General features: G+C 72.3%; 11 protein-coding genes and 1 pseudogene. 9 read left to right on the top strand and 3 right to left on the bottom strand.

Annotated elements, in window-relative coordinates; translation table 11 throughout:
• Window positions 1-642: 642 nt before the first annotated feature.
• Window positions 643-813: a hypothetical protein gene (locus DSY14_RS22740; protein WP_211718654.1), complete on the bottom strand. Its 171-nt coding sequence runs from the start codon at window positions 811-813 to the stop codon at window positions 643-645.
• A gap of 140 nt (window positions 814-953) precedes the next feature.
• Between DSY14_RS22740 and DSY14_RS22735 the strand changes: the two genes are divergently transcribed.
• From DSY14_RS22735 to DSY14_RS22710, 6 genes are all read left to right on the top strand, one after another.
• Entirely contained in the window at window positions 954-1,682 is a 729-nt protein-coding gene (locus DSY14_RS22735) for a FadR/GntR family transcriptional regulator (protein WP_211718653.1), read from the top strand.
• 261 nt (window positions 1,683-1,943) lie between these two features.
• On the top strand, window positions 1,944-3,515 hold the full coding sequence (gene putP, locus DSY14_RS22730) for a sodium/proline symporter PutP (protein ID WP_211718652.1): 1,572 nt from the start codon (window positions 1,944-1,946) through the stop codon (window positions 3,513-3,515).
• A gap of 124 nt (window positions 3,516-3,639) precedes the next feature.
• Window positions 3,640-4,224, top strand: coding sequence for a putative glycolipid-binding domain-containing protein (locus DSY14_RS22725; RefSeq protein WP_211718651.1), 585 nt, complete (start codon window positions 3,640-3,642; stop codon window positions 4,222-4,224).
• A 167-nt stretch (window positions 4,225-4,391) separates the two neighbouring features.
• On the top strand, window positions 4,392-5,222 hold the full coding sequence (gene nadE, locus DSY14_RS22720; protein ID WP_211718650.1) for an ammonia-dependent NAD(+) synthetase: 831 nt from the start codon (window positions 4,392-4,394) through the stop codon (window positions 5,220-5,222).
• Between the two features lie 445 nt (window positions 5,223-5,667).
• Window positions 5,668-7,008 (top strand): acyltransferase, encoded by a 1,341-nt coding sequence (locus tag DSY14_RS22715; RefSeq protein WP_211718649.1) that lies wholly within the window; start codon window positions 5,668-5,670, stop codon window positions 7,006-7,008.
• 83 nt (window positions 7,009-7,091) lie between these two features.
• Entirely contained in the window at window positions 7,092-7,907 is an 816-nt protein-coding gene (locus DSY14_RS22710; protein ID WP_211718648.1) for an alpha/beta fold hydrolase, read from the top strand.
• 247 nt (window positions 7,908-8,154) lie between these two features.
• Here DSY14_RS22710 and DSY14_RS22705 read toward each other — a convergent pair whose 3' ends face one another.
• A complete protein-coding gene (locus DSY14_RS22705; protein ID WP_211718647.1) occupies window positions 8,155-9,015 on the bottom strand; it encodes an SDR family oxidoreductase in 861 nt (286 codons plus the stop codon).
• Between the two features lie 373 nt (window positions 9,016-9,388).
• Here DSY14_RS22705 and DSY14_RS22700 point away from each other — a divergent pair, with 373 nt between their 5' ends.
• Both DSY14_RS22700 and DSY14_RS22695 read left to right on the top strand, forming a co-directional pair.
• Window positions 9,389-10,663: an AGE family epimerase/isomerase gene (locus DSY14_RS22700; RefSeq protein ID WP_211718646.1), complete on the top strand. Its 1,275-nt coding sequence runs from the start codon at window positions 9,389-9,391 to the stop codon at window positions 10,661-10,663.
• Entirely contained in the window at window positions 10,660-11,649 is a 990-nt protein-coding gene (locus DSY14_RS22695; RefSeq protein ID WP_211718645.1) for a carbohydrate kinase, read from the top strand. The genes DSY14_RS22700 and DSY14_RS22695 overlap by 4 nt, the downstream gene beginning before the upstream one ends.
• Before the next feature lie 188 nt (window positions 11,650-11,837).
• On the opposite strand, the pseudogene DSY14_RS22690 reads toward DSY14_RS22695, so the two are convergent.
• Window positions 11,838-12,986: pseudogene (locus tag DSY14_RS22690) on the bottom strand (glutamate--cysteine ligase); the annotation flags it as partial.
• A 422-nt stretch (window positions 12,987-13,408) separates the two neighbouring features.
• On the opposite strand from DSY14_RS22690, the gene DSY14_RS22685 reads away from it, so the two are divergent.
• A complete protein-coding gene (locus DSY14_RS22685; protein WP_211718643.1) occupies window positions 13,409-13,993 on the top strand; it encodes an ATP-binding protein in 585 nt (194 codons plus the stop codon).
• Window positions 13,994-14,002: the final 9 nt, after the last annotated feature.

Raw genomic sequence — 14,002 nt, 5'->3', positions numbered from 1 at the left:
GTGTCCGTCCACCGCCCGTGTGGTCCGTGGCCCTGGGGGAACGGGGCACCGGTTCATGGCGTGCTTCCCCTGTTTCGCGTGACGACGGGCCCGGTGGACGTGGGGTCGTCCCCGGGCGGGGACCGGGTTTCCCGTTGCGGCTGGACGGGGCCGACGACGGGCGCCTGAGACCAGGCTAGGTTCCGGGTGCGCGGGTGTCGATGTTCGTCCACAGGCTGTGGACAACGGGCGCCGAAACGGACTCTGTGAGCACGGGGGCCGACCGAAGGCACGCTTTCGCCTTGCGGGTAACGGTGATGTGGTGCCGTCCGAAAAGCCGGGGCCGAGGATGCGGGCTCTGCGGGCCCGCGCCGCGCTTCGGTCCGTGTGCCGGCGCCCCACGGCGCGGCGGGAGGCTTCGGCGCCCGTGGTGGGAGGGATCGTTCCTCGCCGTCCCGCCTCGGGTACCTGCCCGGGTCCCCACGGGCACGGTCCGCCGGCACCCGAACGAGGGACCCCGTGGTGCGGTCTTCGCACGCGCGCCGGACCCCGGGGCGTGGTCCACGGCGCACCCGTGGAGAGAGCCCGTGCTCCGACGCGCCCGGTCGTGGGTCGCGTGCCCGAGGTCGGGAGAGACCGAACCGTTGACGTCTCGGGGGCGCTTCAGTTCGCGGAGGTCTCGGGCTCGTAGTTGCGCGTCATCATGGAGTTGCACTTGGTGCACAGGTGGCGGGCCGACCCGGGGGAGGACGGTTGCCAGTCGTGTTCACCGCGAGGACAGATCCCCGAAGGTCCGATACTGCGGGCACGGATGGCGGCGGGTTGTGCGTCCATGCGGCAACGGTAACGCCCGAACCCGCTCCCCACCACCCTGGGTGAACGATGGGCGACCGTCGGCCGCACTCCCGTCGGGGAACAGCGAACGGAGGGGCCTTTTCCGGGCGAGCGGGCCGATCACGACCTAAGCTGGTCGCGTGGTTACCCCCTCCGATCCCGCGGCCGAGGCGGTGTTCCGCCCGGTCCGTGCGGGCAGTGCCCTGGAGGTGACCGTCGAACGTCTGATGTGCGCCATCAGGCTCGGAGTGGTTCCGGCGGGCGACCGCTTCCCCGCCGAACGCGATCTCGCCGCCAGGCTGGGCATCAGCCGCATCACCCTGCGTGAGGCCATCCGGCACCTGCACCGCAGGGGCTACGTCGAGTCCCGGCGCGGCCGGCACGGGGGCACCTTCGTGGCGGAGCTGCCGCCGCGCCCCACACCCGCCGAGGCGTTGCGGGACCTGGCCGAGGCGGGCACCGACCTGGAGGACCTGCTGGCCTATCGGCGTGGTCTGGAGACGGGGGCGGTCGTGCGGCTCGCGGAGGTCGGCCTCACCGTGGAACAGGTCCTGTTGTTGGAGCGACGCCTCACGGACACCGAGTCCGCCGGGGCGGGCGACTACCGGCGTTGCGACACCGTCCTGCACATCACCCTGGCCCGCATGACCGGGTCCGCGCAGTTGGCGACGGCCCTCACCGACGCCCGTATGCGGGTCAACCGGCTCATGGACACCGAGCCTCCGCTGGAGGAAGGCAAGCCCGACAGCGACGTGGAACACCGTGAGATCGCCCGGGCCGTCGCCGATCGCGACCCCGAGGCGGCCCGGCGCGCCCTGGACGGTCACCTCTCGCGTGTGGAGGAGCGGCTGCGGTCGCTGCTGGGCTGATCCGTCCCACGGCGGACCCGAGCCCCACCCACGGTGATCCCATCACCTGACGACCCGTCTGTCCGATCAGACAAAGCCCGCGCCCCGGTGATGGTGGGCCGAACAATCGTTCCGTGTCGAGGACTCGGCGGGGTCTCGAACGTGTGTTGTTCCGCGCACAACCCATTGTGATCGAGGCGACCAACCGTGATGATCTGTCTGTTCTCCACAAGCGACGCATAACGGTCCGACGTTGGCGTACTTCAGCGAAGGGAGGGGCGGGTGAACCCCGACTCCTTGGTCGGTCCGATCGTGACCTTCACGATCTACCTCGGCCTGATGGTCGTCATGGCGCTGTACTTCTACAACAAGACGAAGTCCCAGTCCGACTTCGTACTCGGTGGGCGCAGGCTGGGCAGCCTGGTCACCGCGCTCAGCGCCAACGCGAGTGACTTCAGCGGATGGCTGCTGCTGGGCCTGCCCGGCGCCATCTACGCCTCGGGCCTGGGCGAGGCGTGGATCGGCGTCGGTCTCGCCTCCGGCTTCCTCGGCAGTTGGATCCTGCTCGCTCCACGTCTGCGCGTGTACACCGAGCGCGTCACCGACGTGCACAAGGGCGGCGACTCCGACTCGCTCACCCTCTCCGCGTTCCTGGAGAACCGGTTCAACGACCGCACCCGCCTGCTGCGCGGGATCTCGGCGGCCATCATCATCGTCTTCTACTTCTTCTACGTCGCCTCCGGCATGACCGCGATGATGTCGCTGTTCGACCAGGTCTTCGGCCTGAACCCGGTGCTCGCGGTGATCATCGGTCTGGGCATCGTCGTGGCCTACACGGTCATCGGCGGCTACCTGGCCGTCTCGGTCACCGACGTCGTGCAGGCCATGATGATGTGGCTCGCGCTGCTCGTCGTGCCCGTGGTCGCCATCTCCGTCCTCGGTGGCCTGGGCGAGGTCGTCGACACCGTCGGCGAGCGCGGCGACAACCTCATGTCGGCCTTCGGCGGCAGCACGCTCCAGGACGGTGTCTGGACCAACACCGAGACACTCGGCTGGGTCGTCATCATCTCCGGCCTGGCCTGGGGCCTGGGCTACTTCGGGCAGCCGCACATCCTCGCCCGCTACATGGGCATCCGTTCGCTGCGGGACATTCCCAAGGCCGCCACCATCAGCGTCACCTGGGCGATCACCGCCATGGCGCTGGCCCTGCTCGTCGGCTTCGTCGGCATCTCCTACTTCGACACTCCGCTGGACGACCCCGAGCAGGTCTTCCCGCGTCTGATCGACGCCCTGATGAACCCGTGGGTCGCCGGCTTCCTGCTGGCCGCGATCCTGGCCGCGGTCATGAGCACCGCCGACTCCCAGCTCCTGGTCGCCTCCTCCGCCATCACCGAGGACGTCTACAAGGGCTTCTTCAACAAGGACGCCGACCCCCGCTTCCTCATGTGGCTCAGCCGGGCCACCGTGGTGGTGGTCGCCGTCGTCGCCGCCGCGGTCGCGCTGTTCGGTGACAGTTCCGTCATGGACCTGGTCGGCTACGCCTGGGCCGGGTTCGGTGCCGGCTTCGGTCCGGTGCTCATCATGGCCGTGTTCTGGAAGCGCATGACCTGGGTCGGCGCCCTCGCCGGCATGGTCTCCGGCGGTGGCATGGCCATCCTCTGGGACTACATCGACGACGCCTTCATCGGTATCGGTCTGTACGCCATGGTGCCCGCGGTCATCCTCAGCTTCACCTGCATCTTCCTCTTCAACAGCCTGGGGAGGGTCAGCGAGCAGATGGAGGCCGACTTCGACCGGGTCAAGGCCGAGGTCGAGCGCGGTGGCAAGGACGAGGAGCCCACCGCCGCCGTCTGATCCCCGCGGGGCGCGATCTCCGGTGATCCGCCCCGTAACGAAAGGCTTCCGGGCCCGTGTCGCGTACGGCACGGGCCTGGTCGCGCTCTGGCGTCGGTCGGTCCCGGAACGGTAGAACGGTGACATGTCGTCACCGACGGAACACCCGGCAGCATGGACCCGCACCGACGTCCCCGAAGGGCTGGGGCTCGGCACACTGCTGCCCGAACCCGACGGTTTCCGCCTGGAGGCCGGGGAGACCGTGGTCGAGGGCGAGGACCGGTTCTTCACACGTTTCACCGTGCGCACCGACCTGGCCTGGACCACGAAAGAGGTGCGGGCCGAGGTGCTGTCCGTCGCCGGACCGGAGGTGGTGTCCCTTCGGTCCCACGGTGGTCACTGGAGTGACGGCGAGGGCCGCGACCTGCCCGAACTGGTGGGTTGCCTCGACGTCGACGTCGCCGCCACGCCCCTGACCAACACCCTGCCGATCCGCCGGCTCGGCCTGCGTCCCGGCGAGCACCGCGACATCGCGGTCGCCTGGATCGACATCCCGTCCCTGCGCGTCAGGCGTGTCCGCCAGCGCTACACACGGCACCAGGCCGAGGACGGCCTGGAGCGGTACACCTACCGTGACCCCCGGCACGGCGAGTACCGGCTGTCCGTGGACGGCGACGGTGTGGTGGTGGACTACGAACGCTTCGCCCGGCGTCTGCGCTCCGACCCGTGAACCCGCGGGCCTCGCCGGCCCCGCGCTCTCCGGTGCCACCGGTCGCCGCCACCCGTGCCGCCGCCCCGACCTTCGGCCCGCTCCCGGAACCACCGCCCTGGGTACCGTCGCGCCGACCCCGACCGGTGATAATCGGGGGACACCCGCAGCACATCCAGGGAGCGCACGTGACCGAGACCGAGCCGAGCCAGGCGCGCAGCGAGATCATCCGTGACCTCGAGGTCCCCGCGGACTTCGACGTCGACGCCGAGATCGAGCGTCGCGTCGCCTTCCTCGCCGAGAGGCTCACCACGACCGGGGCCCGCGCGCTGGTCCTGGGCATCAGTGGTGGAGTGGACTCCCTCACCGCCGGTCGACTGTGCCGGCTGGCCGTCGACCGTGCCCGTGAGTCCGGCCACGAGGCCGAGTACGTCGCCATGCGCCTGCCCTACCGCGTCCAGAAGGACGAGGAGGACGCCGCCCGCTCCGTGGAGTTCGGTGCCCCCGACCGATGCCTCACGGTGGACGTGGCGCCCGCGACGGACGCGATGGCGACCTCCCTCACCGAGGGCGGCGTGACCTACGCCGACGCCGCCGCCGAGGACTTCGTCGTCGGCAACGTCAAGGCCCGTGAGCGGATGATCGCCCAGTACGCCGTCGCCGGCGGTCTGCGCGGACTGGTGGTCGGTACCGACCACGCCGCCGAGGCCCTCACCGGGTTCTTCACCAAGTACGGCGACGGTGGCGTGGACCTGGTCCCGCTCACCGGGCTGACCAAACGCCGTGTGCGGGCCGTCGCCGCCCGTCTCGGTGCCCCGGAGGACCTCGTCGCCAAGGTGCCCACCGCCGACCTGGAGTCGCTCACCCCGCAGAAGCCGGACGAGGAGGCCCTGGGCCTCACCTACGACCAGATCGACGACTTTCTGGAGGGTCTGCCCGTCGACGCGGACGTGACCCGGGCGCTCGTCGACCGGTACCGCGCCACCGCCCACAAGCGCGCCCTCCCCACCGCTCCCTGAGCGGCGGACCTCCCGTTACGCGGCTCCGCGGTCCGTGCTCGGGCGCCGAGGTCGACGCCGACGACCCTCGACGCCCGAGCACGCCGGGACGGCCCCCGGTCGAAGGTTCACGGTTTCGTTGTCCACAGCCCGCCGCCCGACAGGGCCGGGATCGGGTACGTTTCTCTCCAAGCTCTCCCGTCACTCGTCTCCCGAGTGCGCGGTAGTGCAGGCCCTACCTATGAGGGGTGGGCCTGCCGCCGCGGGGGAGGGGACCCTGCGCCATCGCGACCGGACGGCCCCCGCGCCTAGTGTCGTGTTCGACGACGCGTCATCGAGTGCCACCCGCGTGGCCGCATCACGGGCCCGCGCGGGGACGTGTCGACACCCCTGATCCCGGTCCGCGCGACCAGTGGGTACCCCGTGTGCCGATCGGTCCTCCGGGAGGACCAAGGAGCGACAACCGATGACCGTGACCGTCGAACCCGTCGGTGGGCGTCCGCCCACCACCGCGGCCCAGGCCCCCGCGCCTCAGGCCCGTTCACGTGACCGTTTCCTCGACGTACTGCGCCTGTTCGTCATGGTCCTGGTGGTCGTTCAGCACTGGTGGCTTCCGGTGCTCAGCGTGCAGACGCAGGGCGAACTGTCCGCGGGCAGCGTGCTCAGCGCGGACGGCGGGTTCGCGCTCACCTGGATCTCCCAGGTCATGCCGTTGATCTTCTTCGTGGGCGGCGCCGCCAACCTCATCAGCTGGCGTTCGGCGTCCCGACGGGGCGAGCCGGCCCGGGTCTGGTGGGCCAAGCGGCTGCGCAGACTCGCCTGGCCGGTCGTGCCGTTGGCCATCGTGTGGATCATCGCCTGCCACCTGGCGGTCGTGGGCGGGGCCCCGGCGCAGCCGGTGCTGGTCGGAGCGGGCGCCGCGGGCATGGTGCTGTGGTTCCTGTCCGTGTACGTGATCGTGGTCATGGCGACGCCCCTGCTGGCCGCCGCGCAGGAGCGCTTCGGCTGGTGGGTCCCGTTGGTCCTGCTGGCGGGCGCGGTGGCCGTGGACACGGCGCGGTTCAACTCCGGGATGGACTGGCTCGGCTACCTGAACGTGGCGTTCGTGTGGCTGGGCGTGCACCAGATGGGGTTCCGCTACGCGACCGGCGCGATCGGCAAGGTGCAGGCCGCCTGGCTGGCCGGTGCCGGCGCGGTGGCCGCCCTGGCCCTGGCGTGGTTCGGCCCGTACTCGCTGAACATGACGGGGGTGTTCGCGTCCGAGACCTCGAACGTGGCCCCGCCCACCCTGGTGCTGGCGGCGCTCGGTGCGTTGCAGATGGGTATCGCGGTGCTGTTCCGGGAGTGGATCACCTCGTGGGCCGACCGTCCGGGACCGGCGCGCATGCTGGACCGTGTGTGCCCGCAGCTCATGACGGTGTACCTGTGGCACATGCTGCCGATCAGCATCGTCGCCGGCGTGGTGGTGTTCGGTCTGGGCATCGACACCCCCGAACCCATGACCGGCCTGTGGCTGTTGTGGGGCGTGCTCGGCCTGGCGGCGCTGATCCCCATGGTCCTGCCGCTGGCGCACTGGGCGGTGCGCTTCGAGGAGCCGCCGCGGGTGCTCAAGGGCGACCCCGGGCTGATCCGGGTGCTGGCCGCCGCGGTGCTGATCGGCCTGGGCATGCTCGCGCTCACCGTCGGTGGGCTCGGGTTCGGCCCGCTCCCGGTGATCGGGTTGATCTCGGTGATCTCCGGACTGTTGCTCACGGCCGCCCCGCGCACGCGGGTCCGGGACACCGTCCGCTGGGCGATCCGGGTCTGATCCGGCTGCTCGATTGTCCGCTTATGTCGCTTTGCGTCCGCTTTTCTGGTGGGTCGACCGCGCTCGGCGGGTAGACCAGCGTCATGGACCCGAGACACATCGCCTTCGAGCGGCGCGGCAGTGGCCGCCCGCTCGTCCTTCTGCACGGACTCGGTGACCGCAGGCAGAGCTGGCGTTCCGTGGCTCCCCGGTTGACCGACGACTACGAGGTCGTCTCCGTCGACCTGCCCGGGTTCGGCGAGTCCCCGGCGCCCACCGCCGACGAACCCTATGACGTGCACAGCCTCGTCCGGGTGATCCGGGAGTTCTGCGAACTCCACGGCTTCGAGCGTCCGCACCTGGCCGGCAACTCCCTGGGGGGATCGATCGCGTTGGAGTTGGGGGTCCAACAGGTCGCCGGTTCGGTCACGGTGTTCTCTCCCTGCGGGTTCTCCGACAACCTGGCCCGTTGGGGCATGCGCACCGTGGGCGTGGTCGCCCGGCTGGCCACGCACATCCCGATGCCGGTCAAGGAACGTCTGGCGGAGACCGCGCCCGCCCGTGCGGCGGCCCGGATCGCGCTGCGCGGTGACCCCTCCTCCCCGGGGGCCAAGGCCACCCGGTTCGGTGTGCAGGGGCTCGAACCCGGCGCGCCGTACGTCCGTATGGTGCCCAGGATCGCCGAGTACGACTTCGCGCCGCGCCCGATCGCGTGCCCGGTCACGGTCGCCTGGGGCGATCACGACCGGACCCTGTTGCCCTCCAGCGCCCGGCACGCGCACGAGCGCGTGCCGACGGCGCGCATGGTGTCGCTGATCGGGGCCGGTCACATCCCGATGGCCGACGACCCGCTGGCGGTGGCGGAACAGATCAGGTGGACCTGCCACGCCGGCGACCGCGGTGGGCACCGGGCCCGTTGAGTCGGGGCCGTGTCGCTGTGGGGCCTCCGCTGCGCTGCGGCCCGTGTTCGGGCGCCCCACGGCACGGCGGGAACCTCCGGCACCCTCGGTGTGAGGGATCGTTCCTCGCGATCCCACCTCCGGCACCTCCACGGGTTCTCAGGGAGCAGGGCCCGCCGACGCCCGAACCGGTACCCCTTGTTGGTTCGGCGAACGGCGTCGGGGCCGCAGGGCCGCGACCGGGGTGCACGCCCGGGGCGGTGCCGGGTCAGGTGAACCGGAAGCCGCCCTCGGTGCTGATCACCTGACCGGTGATCCACGACGCCTCATCGGTGGCCAGCCACGACAAGAGGCGCGCCGGGTCGTCCGGCCGACCCAACCGTCCCAGCGCGAACATGGGCACCACCTTCTCCAGGAGGTCCCCCTCGATGTAGCCGGTTTGCACCGGACCCGGGTTGACCGTGTTGACGGTGATGCCCTGTGGGCCGAGCTCCGCCGCGATGGTGGGGGTGATCTGGGCCAGTGCGCCCTTGGCCGAGGCGTAGGCGACCTCGCCCGGCATCGGTCCGTGCCCCTGCCCGGAGGTCATGAACAGCACCCGCCCGCCCGGCCGACCGTCGTGTCGGGCGGCGAAGGCCTGGGCGAGCAGCAGCGGCGAACGGGCGTCCACGGCCCAGTGGCCGTCCAACATCTCGGCGGTGATCTCGGCGAGCGAGCCGTCACCGCCGCTGCGGGCGTGGTTGGCCACCAGTACGTCCAGGTGACCGAACTCGGCGACGGTCGCCTCGACCACCCGTGCGGGGGCGTCGGGTTCGGCCATGTCGGCACCGATGTGCGCCACGTGGGCGTCGGGGTCGCCCAGGACGGCGCGCACCCCCTCGGCCACCGCCTCGATGTCGTCGCCTCCCCAGGGACGGTCCTCGTCGTGCGGCCGGTAGTGGTGGAGCATCACGGAGGCCCCGTAAGCGGCGAGACGACGGGCGACCGCGTAGCCGATGCCGCCGCGACGGCTGGCCCCGGTGACCAGGGCGACCCGGCCGCGGAGAGGGAGGGGATCCCGGGCCGGCGGCGAGTCGGGGTCGGGGAAGCGTTCGGGGTCACCGTGCTGCGGCCGGCTCTGGTGGGCCATGGGCGTCTCCTCGACGGACGGGTGCCGGTGTCGAGAGCACCCTGTCAGCCGGTCAGGGCGGACGCCAGGGGATTTCCCGAATCCGGATGCCGACTCCCCGCTCCCGGTCCGCTCCCCGCCCGGCGCGCGGACCCCGCGTCCCGACCGGCCCCCGAAGAGTGGCCGCGACGAGAGGCGGCGGCGCGGTCGCCCGCCGTGCCGGCCCGGCGTGGCGAGGGCCGGACGGGGTTCGGTGCGGAGGGCGGAAGCACGGTGCGGCCTCGACCGCGGGTCGACCACCAGGGGGCCGGTTTCGCGGTGCCGGCGGTCTTTCCCGAGGTGGCCGGTGCGGGATAGCGTGGCGCGCGGAACAACTCCCCGAGGAGGCACTGGTTTGACCGCATCGACACACGCGGACCCCGGAGGGGCCGCGTGGCTGAGGGAACAGGAACAGGAACTGGTGGGCTTCGCCGCCGGGGCCGCCGTACCCGAGGGCTTCGGCTGGTTGGACGCGAAGGGCGCGGTCGAGCCGGACCGCCCCGCCGCCACCTGGATCACGTCGCGCATGACGTACGTGTTCTCCCTGGCGCACCTGCGCGGGGTCCCGAACGCCGCCGGGCTCGCCGATCACGGGCTGGCGGCACTGTCGGGACCGTTGCGCGACGATGACCTGGGCGGATGGTTCGAGGAGGCCCCCCGGGGGCGGGATCCGAGAAGTATCCGGGAGCGCTCCCAGCCGCTTCCGGACAAGGCCGCCTACCCCCACGCCTTCGTGGTCCTGGCCACCGCCGGCGCCGCCCGCGCGGGTCGCCCGGGGGCGCGGGCCCTGCTCGACGAGGCGCTCGGCGTCATCGATGAGAGGTTCTGGGAGCCCGAGGCCGCGTGTGTCCGGGAGAGCTGGGACGCCGACTGGATCACCACGGAGCCCTACCGTGGGGCCAACAGCGCGATGCACTGCGTGGAGGCGTTCCTCGCCGCCGCCGACGTCACCGGAGACCTCCTCTGGACCCGTCGGGCCCTCGCCATCGCCGAGCGTCTGATCCACGGTGTGGCGGCGGACCACGACTGGCGTCTGCCCGAGCACTTCACCCCGGACTGGACACCCCTGCCGGACTACAACCGGGACCACCCCGACCACCCCTTCCGGCCGTTCGGCAGCACCACCGGCCACCTGCTCGAATGGGCCCGTCTGCTCGTGCACCTCGAACTCGCCCTGCGACGTGCGGGGGAGCCGGTGCCGGAATGGCTCGTCACCGACGCCGAGCTCCTCTTCGACAACGCCGTGCGTCGCGGATGGGCCGTCGACGGTGCGGACGGGTTCGTCTACACCCTGGACTGGGAGGATCGTCCGGTGGTGCGCCAGCGCATGCACTGGGTGGTCGCCGAGGCGACGATGGCCGCGTGGGTCCTGGCCGAGCGCACCGGTCGCGACGTCTACACCGAGCACCTGGAGCGCTGGTGGGCCTACGCCGAGCGCCACCACGTGGACCGTGAGAACGGGAGCTGGTGGCACGAGCTCGGCACGGACAATCGGCCCTCGTACGCGGTGTGGCCGGGTAAACCGGACGTCTACCACGCCTACCAGGCGGTGCTGTTGCCCCAGATCGGCCTCTCCACGTCGTTCGTGGGCGCTCTCCCCGCAGAGACCGAGGACGGGGGTGCCGCGTGAACCGGCACGCGTCCGCCCGACTCGTGGTGGTCGGCGAGAACGTCATGGACCTGCTGCCCTCGCGGCACGGTCCCCAGGCACTCTGGGCCGCGCCCGGTGGCGGGCCCGCCAACACGGCGGTGGCCGCGTCCCGGTTGGGCCTGCCCACCCGGTTGCTGGCCCGGATCGGCTCCGACGGGTTCGGCTCGATGATCCGGGAACGGCTGCTCGGTGAGGGCCTGGACCCGGACGGTCTGATCGACGCCGAGGAGCCCTCGGCCCTGGCCCTGGCCACCCTCGGGCCGGACGGGTCCGCGAACTACGACTTCCGGATGGACGACGCCGCCGACTGGCGGTGGCGGGCCGGTGAGCTGCCCGACACCCTCGACGGCGACGTCACGGCGCTGCACGCGGCGTCGATCGCGCTGTTCCGGGAGCCGGGCGCGACCCTCATCGAGTCCCTGCTGCGCCGGGAGCACGGTCGGGGGCGGGTGACCATCACCCTCGACCCGAACATCCGCGCGGACGTCATCGGGGACCCGTCGGCCGCCCGAGGGGTGGCCCTGCGCCACGTCGCCCAGGCGCACGTGGTCAAGGCCAGCGACGAGGACCTCGCCTTCCTGTACCCGGACCTCACCCTGAACGAGGCCGCCGCGGCCCTGGCCGCGCTCGGCCCCGTCCTGGTCGTGGTGACCCGGGGCGCGGAGGGCGCCTTCGCGCTCTCCCACGGGGTGTCCGCCTCGGTCAGGGCCCCGAAGGCCGAGGTGGTCGACACGGTAGGGGCCGGGGACTCGTTCATGGGCGCCCTCCTGCACCGGCTGGACCTGGACGGTCGACTGGGCTCGGCGCCCCGCGAACGTCTGGCCGGGCTCACCGAGGTCGATCTGGAGGAACTGCTGACCCACGCCGCCGCGGCGGCCGCCCACACGGTCACCCGCGAGGGCGCGGACCCGCCCACCGAGGAGGAGCTGAAGGCCGTGCTCGCCCGGACCGCCCCCACCGGCTAGCGGGGTCCGGGTCGCCCGCCGACCCCGTCCGCCCCACCGCGCACGGGCGGCGGCCCGGTGACCCCGGGTGTCCCGGCGGTCCCTGGACTCGTGGTGTCCCCGGGCCGCCGGGGACCTCCGACCGCCCCGGGACCTCCGACCGCCCCGGGGCCTCCGGCCCGGGGGCGGCCGGGGCGCGGCACCGCCGCCAGTCCCTCGCGGGTCTGGGCGAGGACCAGGTCCACCACGTCGCTCATCCGCCCCCGTCGGGCGTGGGCGGCCCGTTGGCGGGCGGCCCCGGAGCCCACGGTCAGGACCCGGTCCAGCAGGGAGGACACCAGGTCGGTGTCGCCGCCGACGGCCAGGCCGGGTAAGGCGGCCCGGCGCAGTCGTTCCATCGCGGCCGCGGCGGGCAGCGCCTCGCCGGTCAGCGGATCGGGGACCACCCCTTCCAGGCCGTCCCGGGCCGCGCGCCACATGGCGGCGCGCAGGATCGAACCGTCGATGTCGGGCGGTGGGGTTCCGTACCGCACGTCCCCCAGGATGCGGGTGACCAGCCCCCGGGTGAGGGTCGCCAGGAGCAGCGCCTCCTCCGCCGTGGCGGCCACGTCGCCCACCCGGATCTCCAGTGTGGGCAGGTGGTCGGAGAGCCGGACGTCCCAATAGACCATGTGCCGGTCCAGGATCGCGCCGGTGGTGCTGAGCCCCCGGACGGCGCGTTCGTGCGCGGTGAGGGTGCGCAGCAGGGGCGGGGGACCGGCGGAGGGCAGCCGGCTCCAACTGACCGTGCGCCACCCGGCGTGGCCGGTGTCGTCCCCGTTCTGGAAGGGGGAGTTGGCGGACAACGCCACCAGGAAGGGCAACCAGCGGCGCAGGTGGTCGCTGGCGGACACGGCGGTCGCCCGGTCGGGGATGCCCAGGTGCACGTGGCATCCGCACACCACGTGGGATTCGCGCAGGGCGCCGAAGTAGGTGGAGATGTCGGCGTACCTGCTGCCCCGGCTCACCACGGCGGAGGCGGGGTCGCCGAGGACGGCGGTGCCGGTGGCGGCCACGGCCAGGCCCGCGTCGTCGGCGGCCCGGGTCAGTTCCGCGCGGGCGGCGGTGAGGAAGGCCCGCGCCTGGTCGGCGGTGGCGCACACGGGGCTGTTGGCCTCCAGCTGCGCCTCGGTGAACTCGCCGCACAGGTGCTCACGGAGCCGTCGGGTGCGGCTCAGGACATCGGGCGCGCGGGACAGCATGCGGCGGGTGCGCGGGTCGACGACGAAGAACTCCTCCTCCACACCGAAGGTGAGGGGTCGATCCACGGCCTCGACCGGGGTGCGGCGGTCGACCGCGGTCAAGGAGTCGTTCTTCATGCGGGGGCCTCCAGGCGTCGGTGCGGGTGTCCCGCACTGGATATCCCGGGTCGGGGTGACCGCGACAGTGTCCCGGAGAGAAGAAAAAGCTATCCGGAGAGTCCTATGTCGTGTTTGTCGTTTTCGCGGGTGGGGTGTCGCCCGCGCGTTACGTCTTGATCACCGCGAGGGGGGTTCCCGGGTGGCGGCGCGGTCGTGGGCGGTGCCGCGGTGGCGCCGCCGGAGGCGCCACCGCCGGGTCCGCGGAAAGACCGGGGGACCTGGGGAGGGGTGCCCTCGACGGTGTTCCGGGCGTGCCGGACATGCCCGCCGCACGGGCCGGTTCGGGTGCTGATGCGGCGCTTCGGGTGGGGATCGGTGAAACGACCAGTGTGGTCGGTCGGGCCTGCCGGAATCGGGCCCCCTGTGCAACCGTGTGACACGTGGCACACAAGTACACGGAGCCCCCGAGTCCCCGCCTGCGCGGCCGGGACGCCGAACAGCGGATCCTCGCCGACGCCCTGGGCGACGCGAGGTCCGGGCGAGGTGTGTCCCTTCAGTTCACCGGAGGACCCGGCCTCGGCAAGACCGCCCTCCTGGACCACGTGCGGGCCACAGCCGGTGCTTTCACCGTGTTGCACGCGGTGGGCGTCGCCGACGAGTCGGGCCTGGCCCTGGCCGGACTGCACCGGCTCCTCCGGCCCGTCGCACCGGAGACGGACCGTCTGCCGGAGCAACAGCGGACCCTCCTGCGCGAGGCCCTCACCCTGGGTCGGGTGACGGCGGCCGACCGCTTCGCCGTCTCCGCCGCCGTCCTCGACCTCGTCCGCCTGGTCGCCGCCGACCGCCCGCTGCTCCTCTGCGTCGACGACGCGGACCTGCTCGATCCCCCGAGCCTCGACGCCCTGGCCTTCACCGCCAGGCGCCTCACCGGCAGTGCCGTCGCCCTCGTCCTCACCCTTCAGGAAGGCCGGGGGAGCGCCATGGAAGACCCCACCCTCGGCCCGCCCGGCCTTCCTGAAGGGTGAGGACGAGGG

This window comes from Nocardiopsis sp. MG754419 (genome assembly GCF_018207095.1).
Taxonomy (GTDB): domain Bacteria; phylum Actinomycetota; class Actinomycetes; order Streptosporangiales; family Streptosporangiaceae; genus Nocardiopsis.
The sequence above is the reverse complement of the archived record's forward strand: the minus strand, read 5'-3'. Positions and strand labels throughout refer to the sequence as shown.

Coding starts and splice junctions, on each gene's coding strand:
- DSY14_RS22740 (WP_211718654.1), bottom strand. CDS start 813: ATGGACGCACAACCCGCCGCCATCCGTGCCCGCAGTATCGGACCTTCG.
- DSY14_RS22715 (WP_211718649.1), top strand. CDS start 5,668: ATGACCGTGACCGTCGAACCCGTCGGTGGGCGTCCGCCCACCACCGCG.
- DSY14_RS22705 (WP_211718647.1), bottom strand. CDS start 9,015: ATGGCCCACCAGAGCCGGCCGCAGCACGGTGACCCCGAACGCTTCCCC.
- DSY14_RS22725 (WP_211718651.1), top strand. CDS start 3,640: ATGTCGTCACCGACGGAACACCCGGCAGCATGGACCCGCACCGACGTC.
- DSY14_RS22710 (WP_211718648.1), top strand. CDS start 7,092: ATGGACCCGAGACACATCGCCTTCGAGCGGCGCGGCAGTGGCCGCCCG.